The organism is Pseudoalteromonas sp. AS84, assembly GCF_038900255.1.
GTDB lineage: Bacteria > Pseudomonadota > Gammaproteobacteria > Enterobacterales > Alteromonadaceae > Pseudoalteromonas.
The window spans coordinates 52,728-72,261 of record NZ_JBBMQY010000012.1 but is presented as its reverse complement, the minus strand read 5'-3'; the positions used below and the strand labels follow the sequence as shown (position 1 = coordinate 72,261).

14 protein-coding genes and 1 other RNA gene are annotated in these 19,534 nt (G+C 38.1%); 10 read left to right on the top strand and 5 right to left on the bottom strand.

From position 1 onward, the window contains the following. The first annotated feature begins 54 nt into the window (after positions 1–54). On the top strand, positions 55–1,359 hold the full coding sequence (tilS, locus tag WNY79_RS13230; protein WP_342876078.1) for a tRNA lysidine(34) synthetase TilS: 1,305 nt from the start codon (positions 55–57) through the stop codon (positions 1,357–1,359). Next, positions 1,360–1,701 (top strand): hypothetical protein, encoded by a 342-nt coding sequence (locus WNY79_RS13225; RefSeq protein ID WP_294120164.1) that lies wholly within the window; start codon positions 1,360–1,362, stop codon positions 1,699–1,701. A 73-nt stretch (positions 1,702–1,774) separates the two neighbouring features. On the opposite strand, the gene WNY79_RS13220 is transcribed toward WNY79_RS13225, so the two are convergent. Further along, positions 1,775–2,671, bottom strand: a complete 897-nt coding sequence (locus tag WNY79_RS13220; protein ID WP_024599976.1) for a GGDEF domain-containing protein — start codon at positions 2,669–2,671, stop codon at positions 1,775–1,777. A gap of 133 nt (positions 2,672–2,804) precedes the next feature. Between WNY79_RS13220 and WNY79_RS13215 the strand changes: the two genes are divergently transcribed. Then, positions 2,805–4,778: a monovalent cation:proton antiporter-2 (CPA2) family protein gene (locus WNY79_RS13215; protein WP_076924444.1), complete on the top strand. Its 1,974-nt coding sequence runs from the start codon at positions 2,805–2,807 to the stop codon at positions 4,776–4,778. 15 nt (positions 4,779–4,793) lie between these two features. Here WNY79_RS13215 and WNY79_RS13210 read toward each other — a convergent pair whose 3' ends face one another. Further along, entirely contained in the window at positions 4,794–5,939 is a 1,146-nt protein-coding gene (locus WNY79_RS13210) for a patatin-like phospholipase family protein (RefSeq protein WP_024599802.1), read from the bottom strand. Between the two features lie 219 nt (positions 5,940–6,158). On the opposite strand from WNY79_RS13210, the gene WNY79_RS13205 reads away from it, so the two are divergent. The 6 genes from WNY79_RS13205 (at position 6,159) to WNY79_RS13180 (ending at position 13,943) form a co-directional block, all read left to right on the top strand. After that, positions 6,159–7,034, top strand: coding sequence for a DUF3014 domain-containing protein (locus WNY79_RS13205; RefSeq protein WP_342876077.1), 876 nt, complete (start codon positions 6,159–6,161; stop codon positions 7,032–7,034). A gap of 139 nt (positions 7,035–7,173) precedes the next feature. Further along, positions 7,174–7,270: signal recognition particle sRNA small type (gene ffs, locus WNY79_RS13200), an RNA gene on the top strand. Between the two features lie 166 nt (positions 7,271–7,436). Then, complete coding sequence (locus tag WNY79_RS13195) at positions 7,437–8,558, top strand: hypothetical protein (RefSeq protein ID WP_342876076.1); 1,122 nt, start codon at positions 7,437–7,439, stop codon at positions 8,556–8,558. A 27-nt stretch (positions 8,559–8,585) separates the two neighbouring features. Further along, entirely contained in the window at positions 8,586–11,114 is a 2,529-nt protein-coding gene (locus WNY79_RS13190; protein WP_342876075.1) for a hypothetical protein, read from the top strand. Further along, positions 11,104–12,024 carry a hypothetical protein gene (locus WNY79_RS13185; RefSeq protein WP_342876074.1) on the top strand — a complete coding sequence of 307 codons (921 nt, stop codon included), beginning with the start codon at positions 11,104–11,106 and terminating at the stop codon, positions 12,022–12,024. Before WNY79_RS13190 ends, WNY79_RS13185 begins: the two co-directional genes overlap by 11 nt. Before the next feature lie 392 nt (positions 12,025–12,416). Beyond that, a complete protein-coding gene (locus WNY79_RS13180; RefSeq protein WP_342876073.1) occupies positions 12,417–13,943 on the top strand; it encodes an acetyl-CoA hydrolase/transferase family protein in 1,527 nt (508 codons plus the stop codon). Positions 13,944–14,086: 143 nt separating this feature from the next. On the opposite strand, the gene WNY79_RS13175 is transcribed toward WNY79_RS13180, so the two are convergent. Both WNY79_RS13175 and zigA read right to left on the bottom strand, forming a co-directional pair. Continuing rightward, positions 14,087–14,776 (bottom strand): DUF1826 domain-containing protein, encoded by a 690-nt coding sequence (locus WNY79_RS13175; RefSeq protein WP_342876072.1) that lies wholly within the window; start codon positions 14,774–14,776, stop codon positions 14,087–14,089. Further along, complete coding sequence (gene zigA, locus WNY79_RS13170; protein WP_342876071.1) at positions 14,776–15,975, bottom strand: zinc metallochaperone GTPase ZigA; 1,200 nt, start codon at positions 15,973–15,975, stop codon at positions 14,776–14,778. Before zigA ends, WNY79_RS13175 begins: the two co-directional genes overlap by 1 nt. Positions 15,976–16,209: 234 nt before the next feature. Between zigA and WNY79_RS13165 the strand changes: the two genes are divergently transcribed. Beyond that, on the top strand, positions 16,210–18,345 hold the full coding sequence (locus tag WNY79_RS13165) for a TonB-dependent siderophore receptor (protein WP_342876070.1): 2,136 nt from the start codon (positions 16,210–16,212) through the stop codon (positions 18,343–18,345). A gap of 34 nt (positions 18,346–18,379) precedes the next feature. Here the strand turns inward: WNY79_RS13165 and WNY79_RS13160 are convergent, their stop codons facing one another. Further along, positions 18,380–19,474: a mechanosensitive ion channel family protein gene (locus tag WNY79_RS13160; RefSeq protein ID WP_182194069.1), complete on the bottom strand. Its 1,095-nt coding sequence runs from the start codon at positions 19,472–19,474 to the stop codon at positions 18,380–18,382. Positions 19,475–19,534 lie beyond the last annotated feature (60 nt).

Here is a 19,534-nt window from a genome sequence, read left to right as displayed (position 1 = left end):
ATGCGGCTTTTTTGCTTTAAAATGTTCAGAGTTTTTATATTAAAGTGCGCCCATATGCATACATCAGCAATTTATCAGCAATTAAAAAAATCACTAAATAGCTATATTGAGCAAGGCAACACTGCTTTTACAGTGGCGCTCTCTGGTGGCGTTGATTCTGTGGTGTTGTTGCATTTAATGCGCACTTTAAAAGCAGATAACCCTGCAATTAATGTCTCGGCTATTTATGTTCACCATGGCTTGAGCCAGTATGCTGATGACTGGCAACGCTTTTGCAAAAACGTATGTATTGAGCTTAGTGTGCCTTTTGAAGCTGCGAAAGTTGTCATTGATCAGCAGTCGCGCACAAGTCTTGAAGCCCAAGCACGCGACGCCCGTTATAAAGCACTTGATGAACTAAGCCCACAAAGCAGCATTATTTTACTGGGCCAACACTTAAACGACCAAGTAGAAACGTTTTTACTGCGCTTAAAGCGTGGCTCAGGTTTAAAAGGGCTTGGTGCTATGCACCAAGCGCGTTTGCTGCAAAGTGGCCGTGTATGTTTTCGGCCATTGTTGAACGTTAAGCGAAGCGATATAGAAGCGTTTGCAGCGCAGTTCGGTATTAACCACATAACCGATGACTCTAATACAGATGAAAGTTTTGATCGTAACTTTTTACGCTCAAAAATAGTGCCTGTGTTAGCTGAGCGCTTTAATGGGTTTGAGCAATGCACTGCAAGAAGCATTGAGCTACTACAGCAACAACAAACTCTACTTGATGAATACACACAGCTTGATTTAAATAAGTGTGTTAACGAGCATCAAGCACTGTGCATTAGCCAAATAAGCGAATACAGCGCAGCGCGTATTGCAAATATAGTACGTGCGTGGCTTGCATTATTTACTCAAGTGATGCCATCACAAAAGCAACTTGAGCAAATTATTAATCAAGCAATGTGCGCAAAAAACGACGCACAAATGCGTATCGACTTGCTAGATGGGCAAATACGCCGGCATCAAGGTTATTTGTATTTTGTAACACCACGTGAAGTATTAACAGATACAGAGCTGAATCATTCAGAACTAAAACTTGCTGATGGGCGTTTATTAATTAAAAGGGCTGGTAGCGGTGTAAGACCTCCACACGCTAATGAGCAAGTAATAGTGCGCTTTAATTGCAATAGTGCGCGTATAAAACCACTTAAAAAGCCTGGTAGTAATACAGTTAAGCATTGGTTTAAAGATGCAAAAATAGCACCTTGGCTTCGCGCCAGCGTACCGCTTATTTTCTATAATGATGAATTAGTGCAAGTGGTTGGTTATTTTATAAGTGCTAAGCATGTTGATGAAAATGGTATTTTTTGGGAGTGTAAATAAATGAGTAAACAGCCGCATGTTGGTTTGTCGTTAGTGACTAAAGCGCCAATGGGTATGCTGATAACGGCCGTAATAGCTATTATCGCTAATGTTTTACTTGAGTTAAATATAGTTACGTTAGGTTATGCAGTTGCGGGTGGAGTTGTATCTTCAGTGCTTTTATTAGCTTATTGGTTAGGTAAAGGTGGATTGTTTTTTATTTTAGGCGTGAGCCTGCCACTGCTTTTAGTGTTATTTACACCGCTTGCTACAATTACCGCATTACTTAATTTAATTAGCGGATTCTTTTTCGGCTTTTGTGCTGCTTTGTTTATTTATAAATTGGTAAGTGTAAAACCTTAGGGGTGAAATTTTAGCAATAAAAAAGCCTAGCGGGGGAAGCTAGGCTTTTTTATTCAATTAGTTTAAGCAAATATTAGTAGGCTTTTGCGCAGTTTCTGCCAGATGCTTTTGCTTTGTATAAGCCTTTATCTGCTCGAGCAAATATTTCAGTTTCGCTGTCTTGGCTGTTAGCTAAAGTAAAACCAATACTGGTTGTTACTTTGTACTTAGACATTAATGGCGATTTTCTTACTAAGCACATTATGCGTTCAGCAATCACTTTATTAGTGGTAAACTCAGGGTCTTCAATAAGTAAAGCAAACTCATCACCACCAAATCTAAACACTGAGTCAGTGCCACGTATGCTGCTACACAGTACTTTTGAAAATTCTTTAAGTGTATCGTCACCAATTTTATGACCAAAGTTATCGTTAACTTGTTTAAAGTTATCCAGATCAAGTAGCATTAAACTAAATGGACGCTGATAACGACGGCAGTTTTCAAGTTTTTGCAGTAAAAAGTCATTAAATTGACTACGGTTGTTTAAACCGGTTAATGCATCTTTTGTAGCAAGCTTTAATACTCTGCTATACATCATTGCATTGCGAAGTGGATAAACCAGCGCAGTATGTAAAATATTTAATTTTTTCTCAATTGCTTGGCCAAGCGGAAACTTACTAAAGTAAATTAGTTGCCCTAAGTGTTCATTACCGATCGCTAAATCAAAAATATAGGGAGTACTATTTGTGTCACTTTCTGATGTTTGTGTAGTTCCTAATGTTGATTGAAACTGTAAACCAGAAAAATTTAACAATTGTTTTGTAAATTTTGCGTATATAGCTAAAACATCCTCAATCACTAAGCTTGTTTGTAGCTCTGTAACGAGTTTATGTGTTTCTGTTATTTCGTTTGTTGGTGAATGTTCAGCCGAAAACGGCAAAAAATCACCGCGACCTGACACACGTTGCGTCAAAATATGGACGTTTTCCATTAAATTCTCCCCCGAGGGTGTTACTTTGCAATAACTAAGCTATTTTTGTGCCATATTTTAAAATTGCCTGAAAAACATATGGTTGCTATATTTACTTACAAGCTACTAGTTTAATTTAAGCGCGAGGCTGCATTTGCAAAGTATTAATGCTCAAATTTTTGGCTTATTAGTAGCGGCAGTGCTTTTTGTGTGGTTTTTTAAACGCATTGGCTTGCCGCCTATTTTAGCGTACCTAGCAACTGGGGTTTTAGCCGGTAGCCATGGTATTGGTTGGTTAGCACAATCTCATGAAATAGAGTTTGTAGCAGAGCTTGGTATTGTCTTTTTGTTATTTAGTTTGGGGTTAGAGTTTTCTATCTCGCGGTTAATGGCAATGCGAAACCTAGTATTTGGACTGGGATCTCTGCAAGTAGGCATAACCAGCTTACTCTTCATTATTATCTTATATTGTTTAGACTTTTCTCTACTCACCAGCTTTACTATTGGCACAATTATGGCGCTTTCTTCAACTGCGGTGGTTGTTAAGCTATTAAAAGAGACGGGTGAGCTTAATCAGCGACGAGGGCAGTTAGCCGTTGGTGTGCTGCTTTTTCAAGATATTGCTGTTGTTCCTCTATTAATAATACTTCCCTTATTTGCATCAAGCGACTCACAAAGTATTGGCTGGGCTTTAGCCTTTGCCCTAAGTAAAGGTGCATTTGTATGTGTGCTCCTTTGGGCAATTGGTAAATGGGTATTGCCCATAGTATTTAAAGAAATAGCGCAAGTACGAACCGATGAATTGTTTGTACTTACGACTATATTAGTAGCGTTATTTGCGGGCTTTTTAACGTATATGTTTGGCTTGTCTATGGCATTGGGCGCATTTTTAGCGGGAATGATGTTAGGTGAGAGCCATTATAGGCATCAGTTAGAGGCCGACATACGTCCATTTCGCGATATATTAATGGGGCTGTTTTTTGTAACTGTGGGTATGCAGCTAGATATTTTATTTGTACTGGCGCACATAGTAATAATTATTGGCGCATTGCTTGGGTTACTCATATTAAAAATTACAGTAGTAGCACTTAGTGCGCGGCTAATGCATGAACGAAACCAAGATTCACTCGCCTGTGGCATTATGTTGTGGCAAATGGGAGAGTTTGGTTTTGTACTTATCGCACTTGCTGGCCAGCATCAGTTATTAAACTCAGAGCAAGCTTCATTTTTAATTGCATTGGGTGTGCTTTCAATGGCATTTACACCATTTTTGATTGATAAAACGCCATTCATTTTAAATCGTTTAGGCATACTCGATCGCCCAAGTTTAGCGCTGGAGAGTGAGCCACAAAGTAGTACACTTTATAGCGATCATGTTGTTATTTGTGGTTTTTCGCGTGTTGGACAAACTATAGCGCGTTTTTTAAAGCCCGAAGCAATAGACTACGTTGCCATCGAAAGTAACCCAATACTTGTACAAGAAGGCAAAGCGGCTGGCGAGCCTGTAATATTTGGTTATGTTAAGCAAAAAGATATTTTAAAATGCGCAGGAGTAGAGCGAGCTCGGTTGGTGATTATTACTTTTACTGAGTTTGATCACGCGCAAGTTGTTATTGATGCCATAAAGCAAATAGCACCTAACGTTAAAATACTTATTAGGACTCGTGACGACAGCCAGCTCGATTATTTAAAAGCGCTAGGTGTAACCGAAGTGGTGCCCGAGTCGTTAGAGGCGAGCTTAATGCTCGTTTCGCATGTGTTGTCTATGTCGGGCGTACCCATGACACGTATTGTTCGCCGAGTAAGTAAAGAGCGACGTAATCGTTATCCATTAATGCAAAGTTTTTACGCAGGGTATTTTAAAGATAGCGAAGATGCCTCAACCGACCGATTAGAATATTTACACGTTGTAGCATTGCCCAAGCAAGCTTATGCCGTGAGTAAAACAATTGAAGATCTAAATTTAGAAAAGCGGCGAGTACTCGTAAAAGCACTTCGCAGAGAAGGGTCCGAAATAGACACGCCATCAGCGCAAACAACCTTGTTACCTAACGACGTTTTAGTACTACAAGGTAAACCAAGGCGTGTTGAGCGGGTAGAGCACTACCTGCTCGACGGGATAGAATAATGTGCTTGTTTGGACTTAATCTAACTCTAAAAACTCACGCATTTTAGGCAGCTGCGCCATGCCATCTTCATAGCCAATTTGCATTAAATGTTGGGTATAGCGTTTTTCAAACAATAGGTAACTGGTCAAACTCGATTGCGAATGTTTTTTAACACCGATCGTACGCAGTAATACTTTAATCGCCCACGGCATATCGTCGTAATACTGCGCGGCAATGGCGTTAAAGTTTTGCGAAGGGTTAATAACAAAGGTATCAATTTGCTTAAGTTCTTGATGTTTATCACGAGCGGGGAGTAATCCTAAAGTGCGGTTAACGCGTTCCAGTCGCTCTAAATCCGACTGCATAGTGTCGGTAAATACGCTATCGAGTAAATGCCCTGCAACAGCTGATAAGCCAGGGTAATGCGGCGAATAACCCGGTGGGTGAAGCTCTTTAGGCTGGTCGACCCCAATAATAAATATTTTTTCAGCACCTAAATGAATCGATGGACTCAAGGGAGAAAGCTGATGTATAGAGCCATCACCAAAGTAATGGTTATAAATATTTACACTTGGAAATACCATAGGAATGGCACTCGACGCCATTAAATGCTCAACGTTAATACGCGTGGCTTGGCCTTCGCGTTTAGCGCGTTGCCATGGTGTCTGTGTATTTGATTGAAAAAACGCAACAGAGTCGCCCGTCGTATAACTAGAAGCTGTAATAGACAGCGCATCTAAATAATTACGGTGTAAGTTACGCTCTATCCGGTGCAAGTCTAAAATTTCATTGAGCAAACCACGTAGAGGGCGATTATTTAGCAAACTCGCTGGTGGGTGATTAATATGCTCTGACTGAAAGCTAGTTAAAATATTACGCGCAATATGACCAAATACGCTTAAGAAGTCACTTTTATAAACCATCGAGGTCGAAAAGTTTTTCCAAACTGATTCAAGTTTTCGTACAGCTAAATGTGCACAAGAGGCGTAACATGCTAAAGCCGCAGAGTTAATAGCCCCAGCAGAAGTGCCATTTATTACTCTAAACGGCAATGGAGCAGTACGAGGCATACTATGAGCTAGCGCTTTAAGTACACCCACTTGATAAGCAGCTCGTGCGCCACCGCCCGTTAATAATAGGGCTATTTTTGGTTTTTCTGGATCGACTTGCTTGATTTTCATATTGGTGTTTAAACTGTTCAACGTCTTTACTTTATTTATTAACTGTAAGTCTTTAAGCTAGAAGAATCAAAGGATAACTGAGTAATAGTAAGTACAGTAAGCTTATGTTTATATTTGTAAGCTAAAATAGTTATGTATTTATAGTTACTACTCATAATGAATTTTTTCCATTCAGAGTACTCTGAGTGATAACGCACTTTTAATTTTTATGGAGTTTGTATGTCAGATAAACCAGAAGCGTCAGATGTTCAAAAACGTCCGCCTAATAACAATTTTCTTTTCGCCGTTATTATTTTAATAATAGTTGTGTGCGCAGCCGCGTTTGTACTATTAAAGCCAAGTGATGAGCCACAAACACGCACAGAGGTAGAGCAAGCGCCAAAAGAGCAACCAATGATGGAGCTTAAACCTGAAAACGATCCCGTAGTTGACGCACCATCAGTTATGCCAGAAAAGCCAGCAGAGCTTGAAGTGCCAGCACAAAGCCCAAGTGAGCCGGTGCCTGAAGTAAAACCATTACCAACGCTTAACGAAAGTGATGCGGTTGTTGTTGCAAAAATCGACGAATACCTAAGCGACTCAGTAATGAGCTTAATGGTAACCGACGATGTAATTCGCCGTGGTGTTGTATTTGTAGATAACCTAGCTAAAGGTAAAGTAGCTAAAAAGCACACGCCTGTTGTACAGCCAGAAGAGAAATTTAGCGTAAATGAAGGTGACATCCTAACGATTAACCCTAACAGCTACGAGCGTTACACACCGTACGTAAAAATATTTACTAGTATGAGTGCAGCGCAAGCCGTTCGTATGTACGAAGAGTACAAGCCACTTATTAATAATGCATACAGTGAAATTGGCTACGGCGATGATGAGTTTAATCAAACGCTAACCGATGCAATCGATTTATTACTTGATACGCCAGAGCCAGAAGGTGATTTGCCGTTACTACGTGATTCAGTAACGTACCAGTATGCGTTTTCGGAGTGGGAGCAATTACCTGCGGCACAAAAACAGCTTTTACGTATGGGTCCAGAAAACATGAAAAAAGTAAAAGCAGCACTTCGTAATATAAAAGCGCAGTTAGAGAACAATTAATACGCACTAAAACAGCTAAATGCACCGCGATTGTATATGAAGTATGCAATCGCACTTTCTTTTTAGATTATCCCTTGAATAACAGAGCAAAAGTAGAGATAATCCTTCCCGCGCCAACCAAGGCCCTCAATGGTAGTCTTATTGGTCCTCTCGCAACACTAGCAGGCGAACCTGGTCAGGCCCGGAAGGGAGCAGCCACAGTTTGTGACGTGTGTGCCGAGATGTGGCTGGTAAGACTGCCACCCAAATTCCTCATTTGGGTGTTATAGATAAATTTAATCAAACATTCTTCGTAAATATATTCTTTTTTAAATAAAGCTATTAAAGCTTGCTTATCCATATTCTGATCTTTAAATTAGCTATCTTAAGTATGATCATTTAAATGGAATTAAAGCTTAATTTATGTCTACAGTTTCTAAAGTCTTTTTACCTGACGGGGGTAAAAGCTATACCTCCAATGAAGTTCTATCTATAGATGAAGCTGCTCTATTTAAGCTTAGGCGCTTCCTAAGAGAGCCTGAAGGGCTTGGTAGTATATTATGTGCTACATGTTTTCAGCCTTTAATACTTGCTGGAACTCCATCACAAAAACATCATTTCAAACACCCTATTGGTTCAGAAGATTGCCCTGTGAAAAGCACAACAAGCCTCACCGATAGTGAACTAAAGGCAATTAGTTACAATGGAATAAAAGAAAGTAAAAAACATAAAGACTATAAAGCGACTATATCAAATTTGCTTAAAAGCGAAGTTGAGTATGAAAATATTCAAGTAGAACAAACTTATCGAGAGCAATTTCAGACGGGACTAGCTAAAGCATGGCGAAGACCAGATATAAGTTTTTACTCTAACACGCACAACATGGATATAGCTATTGAGTTAGTGTTAGACCAAGTACCACTAGATGTTATTGTTGCGAGAGATCGATTTTTTAAAGAACAAGGCGCTACAGTCCTTTGGCTATTTCTACAAGACAAAAACAACTTCACCCGAAAAGACATATTTTATAACTCTAACGAAAACCTTTACGTATTTGACCTTGAATCAAAAATCACTAGCCGAGATCAAAGCAAGCTGTTTTTTAAGTGTTTTTATACACAATACGGAATCGATGATTTAGGCTTTCAGGTACAAGTTGTCAGTTCAGAGCAATCAAAATTAGTGAGTTTGAACGACTTACACTTTAACGAGAACAACCTTACCTATTTCGATGTTCAGCAGTCAAAAATTGATGCAAAAAACGAGGCCGATCAGATATATAGGCAGCGCCAGCAAGAGAACGATGATTATAGAAAAAGGTTAGATGAAAAAAGGCAAAATAGACTAAGTGGTAACTCTGCTTACGCATCCGTAGCTGATAAATATATACAGCCAAGAGTTATTCAAGAAGGTTTAATTGCTGAGCTAAATGCGAAATGTAAAAAACTGAAATGCCACTGTGGAAATGAAGATATGACACAGTTTAGAAGTAAAGCCTGTTTTGTTTATTGTAATTTATGTGGTTTAGAGGTCGGCTATGATTAAACATCTTCTATTGAGTAGTGTTGGTTCATGATTATTGAATTGAAGCAGAGATTTTCTCAATATAAATTTTTTTGGAAAATTCAAAGACGGTATAGATTAATAAAATTCGAAGTTGCTAAGCGGTATTATCAGTTAAGGGAGTTCGCAGTAAAAGTTTCAAGCATGCGAGCTTTCATTTTTAACATGTTTAAAAATTCATTACCGTACTTTGTATTACCTATGCTAATTGCATTCTTAACGCAAGCTATGGAAGAACCCCTAAGGCCATGGTTTGTCAATAAGGGGTGGGTAGTTTTAAGAGATACGGACTACTCAACATTAGTGGCAACGGTAACAAGTATCAGTGGTCTTTTTATAGGTTTATATTATACCGCTATTACTAGTATTAGTGGCGCTATATACTCAAAATTACCTCAGAGCTTACGTCAGTTATTATTCAATGAAAGCCTTGGTAAAAATTATCTTAAATATTTAGTATTTTTTACATTTTTAGGAATACTTTTTTTAACTCAATATGTTTTAGGGTATAGAGTTAATCCTTTAAATGTGCCGATTATTACAATTTTAGCGGGTTTTGCTGTATTTGCGTTCTATCAGCTTGGGGTGAGGGTTTTATCGCTTTTTGAGCCTACAAAGCTTTCAAATGAAATATTTATAAATATACATAAGTCTGTAAAAAACGTACTTCCAGGAAATAAAAATTGGAAAGTAGGAGAGTTCCAAAAACACGAAAGGAATATCGTTCAATATTGGTTAGAATCAATAGATGCATTAGCGGAATTATCAACTACAGAAAAGCACCTATCAGGTAAAGTTTTTCTAAAGTTTGTGAATGAAATTACGCATTTTTTATGTTGGTATGAGTACAACAAGGACAAAATACCTAGAAGTAGTGAGTGGTTCAAGTCAAAACTGGAACATCCAAATTGGTATAAAAGCACAGACACTGTAACTACATTAGCTTTTCAATTTAGTCATACACTGCAACCAACTATGGTTCGTGATTATAGGTGGTTAGAAAATGAGCTCTCAAAAGTTTTACTTTCTTGTTTAGAGACAAACTTAAATGCTGATAAGTATGAATTCGCGGATGGTACATTAACAAATATAAAAACTTACGTTGAGACCATATCAAAGAAAGGTGATATTACATGGGCGCTAAGTGTCATTGAGCTTACAGCTAATATCGTAGCAAAACATATTAATGTTATTTGTAAAAAAAGCTCTGATCAAAACGAAAACTTAACAGGTATTTGTGATGCCGTAGCAGCGCTACCAACGAACTGCTTTCTAGCCTTTAAGCAAGGTTTAGATCAAAGGCATGGTTCAAGAATAAAAGATTTTGTTAAAAAAAGGGAGTGGAGAAGAAGTAATTTTATTTATGAAATTCCATTATCTGAAAATACCATAAAAAAACTTGAGTGGTTATCAGAGAGATTAATGTTTGAATATCAAATAGAAAAAAAATACATAACACCTGATTGGTATATTTTAGATGAAGTATGCCGAGAGGAAGAACTATCTTTTACTAAAAATTTAGATCTAATCACTAATGAGGTTGGTAAGCTTTATAAAGGCTGGGTAGGGAACTTAATTGCAGCAAAACGATTCTGGCTTGCTTCAACCTGCATAATACGTGAAAAAGAGTTTTGGTCCAAGTTTAGCTATCAACGCCCTGAACTGGATGAATATTTAAACTCCCTATTGGCTCATAAAAATGATGAAAACCAATGGAGCGATTTCGATCTGAATATTATATTCGGTATTGTGGAGGGGAGGTTAACCACTATCCAAGACATAAATGAAGTAGTATTAAAGGGGTTGCTGCCATATAACCGCCCAGTTAATTTTCCTGATTATCATGGTCTTTTACTTCACTCTTTAGGTGAAAGTGTATTTCAAGCATTAATTAATAATGAGACTGAAAAAGCTGAAAAGCAGTATAGAACCTATTTTTGGGTTAGTTTTTATAAATTTTCTGAATTAATTTCAGAAAAATATAAGCATGCATGGCAGTCAGAAAACCAATTAAGGATTGCATCCACAGCATTAATTGATTTGTTTGATTTGACTGGATATGGCTTAGTCCTTAGTAAATTTAATAAAAATAAAAGATTAGAACTTTTCATTGGAAGGGTCTGGGAACACTATTTTAACGAGGACCTTGGTCGTTTTGGGCAAGTACTTGCAACAGTAAATTACTTTGATAGTTTCCACGGACTAGGTAATAGGTGGGATCATAGATTTAATTGGAAAAATACAATAAATCTTAAATTGAGTAGTGAAATTGAAACTAAGGAAATATCAATAAGTACACGTTACTTTCATACAGAACAGATAAAACTTCATGATGATCCAGTTGTTAGATTATTTGCTTGTAAACCTAGAGATTTTAACCGTGAAGGAGTTGATTTTTTTGCTACTGAGGTCATCGTTCCAAAGTTAGGGGCTGAAGGTGAACGATTAGTAAATATTAGGCGTGATTTAACAAACGATATTTTACGAGAAAAAGAAAAATATAGCACGTATATAAAAGGTCTATCTGATGCAGAATAATAAAAAATCACAAAGCCCTAAATTTTTACCCAGAATTATCGCTAATAACAATGAACATGACTTTCGAAGGTCTCCTCAAGTGCATATCTTTAGAGAAGAGTTGCATACTGCTTTGCTTCCTTACGGTGGTAGGTCGAACTCTTACTCTAATTTTCATACCGAGTTATCTGGCAATGACATTGATAAAGCAAAGTGTCTTTTAAATAGCATAACAGGATCTGACGCAACTGAGGTTAATCAAATTATATGTGAGGTTATAAATACCTTAGGTAATGTACTTTCATATTCGGGAGTTGTGAGGTACGAAATAGTTGAATCAGATGGCTACTGTTTAAGTCATATCCCAGAACAATCGTTTTATGACCTCAAATATCTCTTTGTACAAGTTGTGCCAAAGGAGCAGCAAAAAAATAACAATAAAAAATTTATTTTTAATAGGGCTAAATATGTATGGACATTAACTTTACCTGAGAAGGTCTGTCATTGGAAAAGTTATAGAAAGATATTAAAGGGGTTAGCTCAAAATACAAATACTACTCCGCCTTGCGTAGACAATGCTGACTTAATTCAAAATTCTATTGGTTTTAATTTTGAAAGTTATAACAGGGAAACTACAAAATATATTTATAAAATTATTAACTGTATTGGGGGTAACCAAAGGGACTCAAGAACTGGATTTGCCACTGAGTTTTACATTGTAAATAGGGAGTTAAAGTTCAATCTAAGTAAAATCCTCATTAGAGAACATATTATCGATGAGTTGAACTCACTTTTTATAAGATTGAACCTAGATTCACAAATTGTTATTTCCGGTTTACCAACTAGTTTATGTATCAAAGAATTGATAAGCGATATAAGATCCGGCAAAGTTGGTCTTAATAAAGCTCTCTCAACTATCAATATCTATTAGACATAGATTAGGATGGTAACTTTATGCCATTATACGCTTCAATTTTATGCCAAGTTACACTTCACTTACGGCGCTGTAGCCCAGTAAAAACGTATGTTCTTATGTCAACTTATGCTTCAAACAACATTGGGTGTTTAAATTAATAATCTTAATTCTTCAAAAAACATTTCATCTCATAAAATAATGCAATTAATTTATGGATTACAGTACAAGTTATTGTTTTATTTTTGTTGAAAGTATTAATAATAACCACGTATTAATGTTAACAAGTCGTAAGGTTGTTTCTCTTTTTAGCATATTGCTTATCCCCACTTCGTAAATGCGACTTAAGTCTAGATTGTTTAGTACGAAGTTAGGATTAGAATAATGTGAAATTTAGAAAGGGGCTCAAAATGAACTTGGAACGTATTCGCAATAGTAATCTACACAATAAAGTTATGTCTGCTGAGCAGGCTAGTCTGTTTATTAAAGATGGAATGACTGTAGGGATGAGTGGCTTCACTCGTGCCGGAGAAGCTAAAGCAGTACCCAGAGCGTTAATTGAGCAAGTCAAAAAAAATCCAATAAAAATAAATTTAATGACTGGCGCATCTTTAGGTAATGATTTAGATAAACTACTTACCGAAGCGGGCATTTTAGCGCGTCGTATGCCTTTTCAAGTAGATAGCACTTTACGTAAAGCGATTAATAATGGCGAAGTTATGTTTATTGATCAGCATTTATCTGAAACGGTTGAGCATTTACGTAACCATCAATTAACCATGCCTGATGTAGCTGTTATTGAAGCAGTCGCCATTACCGAAGAAGGGCATATTGTGCCAACTACATCGGTAGGTAATTCAGCGAGTTTTGCTATTTTTGCTAAAGAAGTCATCGTTGAAATTAATATGCTGCATAACCCTAATCTTGAAGGTTTGCACGATATATACATTCCTTCGTATCGTCCTACTCGCCAACCAATGCCGTTAGTTAAAGTAGATGACCGTATTGGTAGCACTGCTATTCCTATCGATCCTGCAAAAATTGTTGGTATTGTTTTTACTAACCAAAGCGACTCGTTTTCTACCGTTACCGACCCTGATGAAGATACCGCATCTATTGCGCGCCATTTGGTTAACTTTTTTAAAGACGAAGTGGCTCAAAATAAATTGCCAGCTAATTTAGGTCCGCTGCAAGCAGGCATTGGTAACATTGCTAATGCAGTGATGATGGGGCTACTCGACTCTGACTTTAAAGACCTAACAATGTACTCTGAGGTACTACAAGATTCGACGTTTGACCTAATTGACGCAGGTAAGATGAGCTTTGCATCGGGCAGCTCAATTGTTTTGTCAGAGCGTTGTAACGCACAAGTATTTAATAATTTAGAAAAATACAAAGATAAACTAGTATTACGCCCTCAAGAAATTTCGAACCACCCTGAAATAGTGCGCCGTTTAGGTATTATTGCCATTAATACTGCACTTGAGTTTGATATGTACGGCAATGTAAATTCAACACATGTGTGTGGTACACGAATGATGAATGGTATTGGCGGCTCGGGTGATTTTGCTCGTAATGCTCATTTAGCAATATTTGTGACTAAGTCGATTGCTAAAAATGGTGCTATTTCAAGCGTTGTGCCCATGGCGAGCCATGTTGATCATAATGAGCACGATGTTGATATTTTAGTAACCGAGCAAGGCTTAGCTGATTTACGTGGCTTAGCACCGCGTGAGCGTGCTGTACAAGTTATTAAGCATTGTGTGCACCCAGATTATCGCGAAGCAATGTTAGACTATTACGAGCGCGCTTGTGAGCGTGGCGGGCATACGCCTCATTTACTTGAAGAAGCGTTTAGCTGGCATATTCGCTTAGAGCAAGAAGGCAGCATGAAAAAAGTATCCGCAGCAGATATTTCAATGCCGTTATCTGCTTAAGGTCTATTTTAGCTAACAGATAGATGCTTTGATTAACGCTCCTTTATGGAGCGTTTTTTGTATTAGCCTTGAGTGTTAAAAAGGGTTGGCCAATTATTGAAAAGAGACGCCATTACATTAGGTATATTATTAATTTAAACGCATTAAATAAAATCCAGGGTAAGTAATAAGCGTTGCTCGTTTGCAGCCACTGGTGGCGAGCGATGTACAAGCCCTGCACCCTCGTTGTCATCCCAGTATTCTCCTTTAAGCAGTGCCACATCACCTTGTTGTAGTTGATTAATATGACTTAAGTTTTCAAATAAACCAGACTCTTCATCTGGTTTACCTAAATTACCCGTACCTAGCTTTGAGCGGTTTACATCGCTGTGATTTAACCACTGCGTAGCAACGCCTTGGTAGGTAGTAACTAACCGGCACGGAATTTTGTCTACATGAAAACGCGGACACATGGGTTTATCTAATATTTTCAGCCTTAACCCAGCGCGCTTTAAATCAAACAGGCAGCAAAACATTTCAACAAGTAAGGCAATGTCTTCACAAAGTGTATTAACTTCATCACGATTATTATCTTCTGCCTTAAGCGCAGTTATTAACTGATCAAAAGCGTCATTGGGCGATACAGCAAGTTCTATTGGCTTTAACGCGCTGGTGGCAATGAGTGCATTAACTGCTTTTGTTAATGTTTGCTCAAGGTCTCTTTTCCAAATAACAATGTTAGTGTCTTGGTTATAAATTTGCGGAAGTATATTAGCGTTAGTGCTTTGAGCTGCTTTACGTAATAGCTGCATTGTAGCTGGCGTAGAGTGAGTTAAAGGGGCAAGTGCGTTCATTATTCTTCCTCCCAAATAGGAAACGGGTCGTTATAGGTTCTCCAAAAGTCTTTACCTTTAAGTACGGCATCTTCCGGGAGAAGGCAGTCATCAAGCGCTTTAATCATGGCTTTTTTATCTAACGACTGACCAATAAAAACAAGCTCTTGGCGCATATCACCAAAGGGCTCTACCCATTTACTGTTTATATCAGCAAGTAGTTCGGGCTCTGTGGGCCAGTCTTTTTTAGGTATTGCTTTATAAAACATACCTGCAAACCCGTAATGAGCTATACCGCCAGCTTGGCTCCACTGCGCGCAAAATAAAGGGCGCGTTGCTAACCAAAAATAACCTTTAGAACGAATGAGCTTGCCAAATTGCTCGGTATTGTGCAAAAATTTATAAAACTTTTCTGGGTCAAATGGGCGGCGCGCAGTGTAATTAAAGCTGCTAATACCATACTCTTCGGTTTCGGGAATATGTTCACCACGCATTTCTTTAAGCCAACCCGGTGCTTGTTGGGCACGTTCAAAATTAAACAAACCGGTGTTTAGCACTTCGTTAATATTAATATGGCCGTTTGAAATAGGAATAATGTTAGCTTGAGTATTGAGCGTATTTAAAATGGCAGTGAGTCTATTTAATTCATCGTTTGTAATTAAATCAGTTTTACTTATTAAAATTACGTCGGCAAATTCAACTTGATCAACAAGTAGGTCGGCTACACTGCGATCATCGTCTTCACCAAGTGATTCGCCCGTTTGTTGTAGATCGTTTGCTTGCTCGTAATCGTTTAAGAAGTTGACTGCATCAACCACCGTTACCATTGTATCAAGAGTGGCAACATCACCCAGCGAATTACCGTTTTCATCGGCAAAGGTAAATGTTTCGGCCACTGGGAGGGGCTCAGATATACCCGTTGATTCAATAACGAGATAATCAAAACGACCTTCTTTGGCCAGTTTTCCTACTTCAATCAGCAAGTCTTCACGTAAGGTGCAGCAAATGCAGCCGTTACTCATTTCAACTAGCTTTTCATCGCTGTGACTTAGCGATACACCACTTTTAATTGTTGCAGCATCTATATTTATATCGCTCATATCGTTAACTATAACGGCAACTTTTTTACCTTGTCTATTATTAAGGATATGACTAAGTACGGTTGTTTTACCGGCTCCTAAAAAGCCTGATAACACTGTGACGGGCAGTTTATTTATCATTTAGAGAACTTACTAATTTGCAACTTTCGGTATGTTATATTATATCAATTTAATATTCTAGTTATGCTGTTTATTTTATTAATCACCGCTTGATTAATTCGTAAGTAAACCCCTGTTTTAGGTGCTTTTAATTCTAATATTAAGGAGTGTTAAACTTTTATTTCCGTTGATTATAATAATGATAAGAGTTATCATTTGGCTTCTTAGCTACCTACACTTCTCTCAGGAACTATCATGTTTAACCCTAATTACTTGGCATTAAGTATTTTCGTGTCTTTATCTGCTTTTTCTCAAATGACATTTGCCAAGCAAAACGACGAAATTGAAACAATTGAAGTAACAGGTCGTGCTCAGCAATTTTACCTAGAAACTGAGAGTAAAATTGGTACTAAAACTAATTTAGATCTTATTAAACTTCCGCAATCGGCTCAGGTTTTAACAGAGCAACTTATAATTGACCAAGCGGCTCGTGACATTACCGACTTATACCGCTCAATTGCTGGCGTAAGTGAATATAGCTACTCAGGCGTAACTTTTCGTGGTTTTAGAGATGATGCCAATGTATTTTACGATGGTGTACGCGGCGACCCGTACTCAGGCTTTGGTGTACCGCAGTTATTTAATGTTGAACGTGTTGAAGTATTAAAAGGCCCAGCCTCAGCTTTATATGGCGGTGGCGAACCTGGTGGAATGATTAATTACGTAACCAAAAAACCAAGCTACTTAGAAAAGCGCGAATTAAAGCTCACCTTGGGTAACTACAACACGCGTGGCGCATCACTCGATATGACCGGTGGTTTAAGCGATACAATGGCTTATAGATTGGGTGGTTTTTATGAAGAGCAAGACAGCTTTCGTAACAATGCAGACTCAAAAAACACCGAGCTAACAGGCGGATTGTTATTTGATTTGAGTGATTCAACAACGCTTACAACAAGTATTGATTACATAAAACAAGACTTAGGTGGCAATCGCTTACGTGGAGTACCGGTAGATGATAATGGCAACTTTCTGGTAGACCCTTCGTATAACGCGAACGAATCATTTGACTATCAAGATATGGAAGCTTTGGTGCTTCAAGCTGAGTTAAATCATAGTTTTTCTGATGACTTCTCTGTTAGCTCTACTGTGCGATACCTTGATAATGAGCGCGACCAAGCGTATCACGAGTCGCAAAATTGGGTTGACGTAAATGGTGATGGCGTTGCTAATATAGATGATGAAACTATAAGACGAGAATACCGCAAACAGTTTCGAGCAAACGAAGAAATAAGCTTAACAACTGATTTTGTATATAACATTGAGCAAGGTAATTTAGAGCATCAATTTTTATTTGGTGGCGATTACCATGTGGTAGAAACGCAGTACGATTACTTGCGTGCCCGATATGAGGCTGATGGTGTAGCAAACTTAAATATTTATACACTTAATTACGGTGAAACAGACCCTAGCACCTATAACTTAACCGATTTAGATCGTGATGGTGTAGATACCGATCGCTTTGGTGTATACGCTCAAGATGTTATAAGTATTGGCGAACAATGGACCGTAATTGCAGGCTTACGCTACGATTACTTTAAAGAATTAAATAAGGAAACAGGCTTTAGCTATTCTGACAACGGTGTAACTCCTCGCGTTGCAGTAACGTACCAGCCAATAGAAAACACCTCTGTTTACATAAACTACTCTGAAAGCTTTAATCCTACATCGTCGGGCGATCAGGAAGATGTGGTAGGCGAGGGCAACTTAGACCCAGAAACAGGTAAGCAAACCGAGCTGGGTATGAAAAACCGATGGTTTGACGGCAAAATAATGAGTACATTTGCTGTTTATCAAATTAATAAAGAAAACGTGGTAATGAGCAACCCTGACGATACGGGCGCGGGTGATGGTATTGCCGCACTTTTAAATATAGGTGAAGTTGAAAGCCGTGGATTTGAAACAACTTTAGTAGGCGATTTATCCGAGCATTGGACAATAACGGCTAACTACGCATACAACGATACGCAAGTAGTAGACGGCGTAACGGGTGATACGCTTTCAGATACATTTGGTGATGGCTCGCGCTTTGCTAATGCGCCGCGCCATCAGGCGGGTTTATGGTCACGCTTTGGGCTCGATTCGATTAATTCTTCTATTGCGTTTGGCGCTAATTATGTGAGTGAGCAAGTAAGCTCCGATGGTCAAAAAGTAAAACCGTTTACCGTATTTGATATGAGCTGGACGAGTCGCTTTGATGACGTATTACTAAGTGTAAATATTAACAACCTGTTTGATAAGGAATATGCTGTAAGCGGATTTAGCCAGCGTAACGGTCACTTTCCGGGTAGCCCGCGTGAAATTGTTGGGCAAATAACCTACAAGTTTTAATACTTATTAGCGCGAGTGTCTCTCGCGCTTTGTTTTAAGTATCGCCTTGCACCTTTTTATCACTATTAAATTTAGCGGATTCTTGTGTAGTGTTAATAGCCGTAATAGGGAAGGGAATTACAATGCCTTCTTTTTTATAGCGTTTATGCAGGGCTTTTATAAAAGCAGATTTAACCCAAAAGCGATTAAAGTATTCTTTTGCGCGCAGCATAACCGTAAAGTTAATACTTGATCTGTCAAAGGTATGAAAAACCACAAAGGTATTGTAATCATCAACGCCCCATTCGTGTGAAATAAGTATTTCACGAGCCACTTCAAGTGTTACTTGCTCAACAAATTCTAAATCCGAATCGTAATGCACGCTTATATCTACAGGGACGCTTAGCTCTCTTTCAGGATAAAAGTAATTAATAATACGCGATTTAGATAATTGGCTATTAGGTATAATAATCATATTATTAGGTAGCATTTTAACCCATGTAGAGCGCCAGCCTATGTGATCTACAAAGCCTTGTTCTTTTGATTCCAGCTCAATAAAATCGCCCACTCTTATGGGTTTATCTATCACTAGCTGCACGCCAGAAAAAAAGTTTTCGAGGGTAGGTTGTAAAGCAAGGGCAACAGCCAGTGATGTAATACCTAACGAGGCAATAATGGGTGTAATAGAAATACCTAACGTGCCCATTAATACTAGTATTCCGACGGATGATAATGTAACGCGTATCACGCCTTTAATTATGCTTTTTGAATTAAAAACAACGGCAGATTGTTTACCATAGTAATTAATAGTGCCAATAATAAAGCGGTCTAAAAACATAATAAGTGCCAGTAGAGCTAGTACAATATTAATGCTATTAAAAGGAATTTGTTGAGAAATAGAAGTACTAATAATGAAGGTGTCGTGCTCTAAAATGGTGAGTAGCACAATAATTGTGCACAGTGTTAGCGGTTTAGATATTGACTCTATTAGTAAAGTATCGAATATAAACTTGGTTTTTGAAGTCCATTTTTTTAGCCAGTACATTACAAAAAAGCGAATTAAAAACAGTAGTATAGCTATAAGTAAGAGAGATGAAATCGCGCTTAACCAGGGGGTGCTGTTGGAAAATTCCAGCGCTTTATTTAGCATAACTTAAACCTGTTCAATATAGTTTTATATATATTGCAGCAAGTTATGTACCTTTGTTTG

What these genes read in the sequence shown, in the direction of transcription:
- tilS (WP_342876078.1), top strand. Translation starts at nt 55, where the DNA reads ATGCATACATCAGCAATTTATCAGCAATTAAAAAAATCACTAAATAGC.
- WNY79_RS13225 (WP_294120164.1), top strand. Translation starts at nt 1,360, where the DNA reads ATGAGTAAACAGCCGCATGTTGGTTTGTCGTTAGTGACTAAAGCGCCA.
- WNY79_RS13220 (WP_024599976.1), bottom strand. Translation starts at nt 2,671, where the DNA reads ATGGAAAACGTCCATATTTTGACGCAACGTGTGTCAGGTCGCGGTGAT.
- WNY79_RS13210 (WP_024599802.1), bottom strand. Translation starts at nt 5,939, where the DNA reads ATGAAAATCAAGCAAGTCGATCCAGAAAAACCAAAAATAGCCCTATTA.
- WNY79_RS13205 (WP_342876077.1), top strand. Translation starts at nt 6,159, where the DNA reads ATGTCAGATAAACCAGAAGCGTCAGATGTTCAAAAACGTCCGCCTAAT.
- WNY79_RS13195 (WP_342876076.1), top strand. Translation starts at nt 7,437, where the DNA reads ATGTCTACAGTTTCTAAAGTCTTTTTACCTGACGGGGGTAAAAGCTAT.
- WNY79_RS13190 (WP_342876075.1), top strand. Translation starts at nt 8,586, where the DNA reads ATGATTATTGAATTGAAGCAGAGATTTTCTCAATATAAATTTTTTTGG.
- WNY79_RS13185 (WP_342876074.1), top strand. Translation starts at nt 11,104, where the DNA reads ATGCAGAATAATAAAAAATCACAAAGCCCTAAATTTTTACCCAGAATT.
- WNY79_RS13180 (WP_342876073.1), top strand. Translation starts at nt 12,417, where the DNA reads ATGAACTTGGAACGTATTCGCAATAGTAATCTACACAATAAAGTTATG.
- WNY79_RS13175 (WP_342876072.1), bottom strand. Translation starts at nt 14,776, where the DNA reads ATGAACGCACTTGCCCCTTTAACTCACTCTACGCCAGCTACAATGCAG.
- zigA (WP_342876071.1), bottom strand. Translation starts at nt 15,975, where the DNA reads ATGATAAATAAACTGCCCGTCACAGTGTTATCAGGCTTTTTAGGAGCC.
- WNY79_RS13165 (WP_342876070.1), top strand. Translation starts at nt 16,210, where the DNA reads ATGTTTAACCCTAATTACTTGGCATTAAGTATTTTCGTGTCTTTATCT.
- WNY79_RS13160 (WP_182194069.1), bottom strand. Translation starts at nt 19,474, where the DNA reads ATGCTAAATAAAGCGCTGGAATTTTCCAACAGCACCCCCTGGTTAAGC.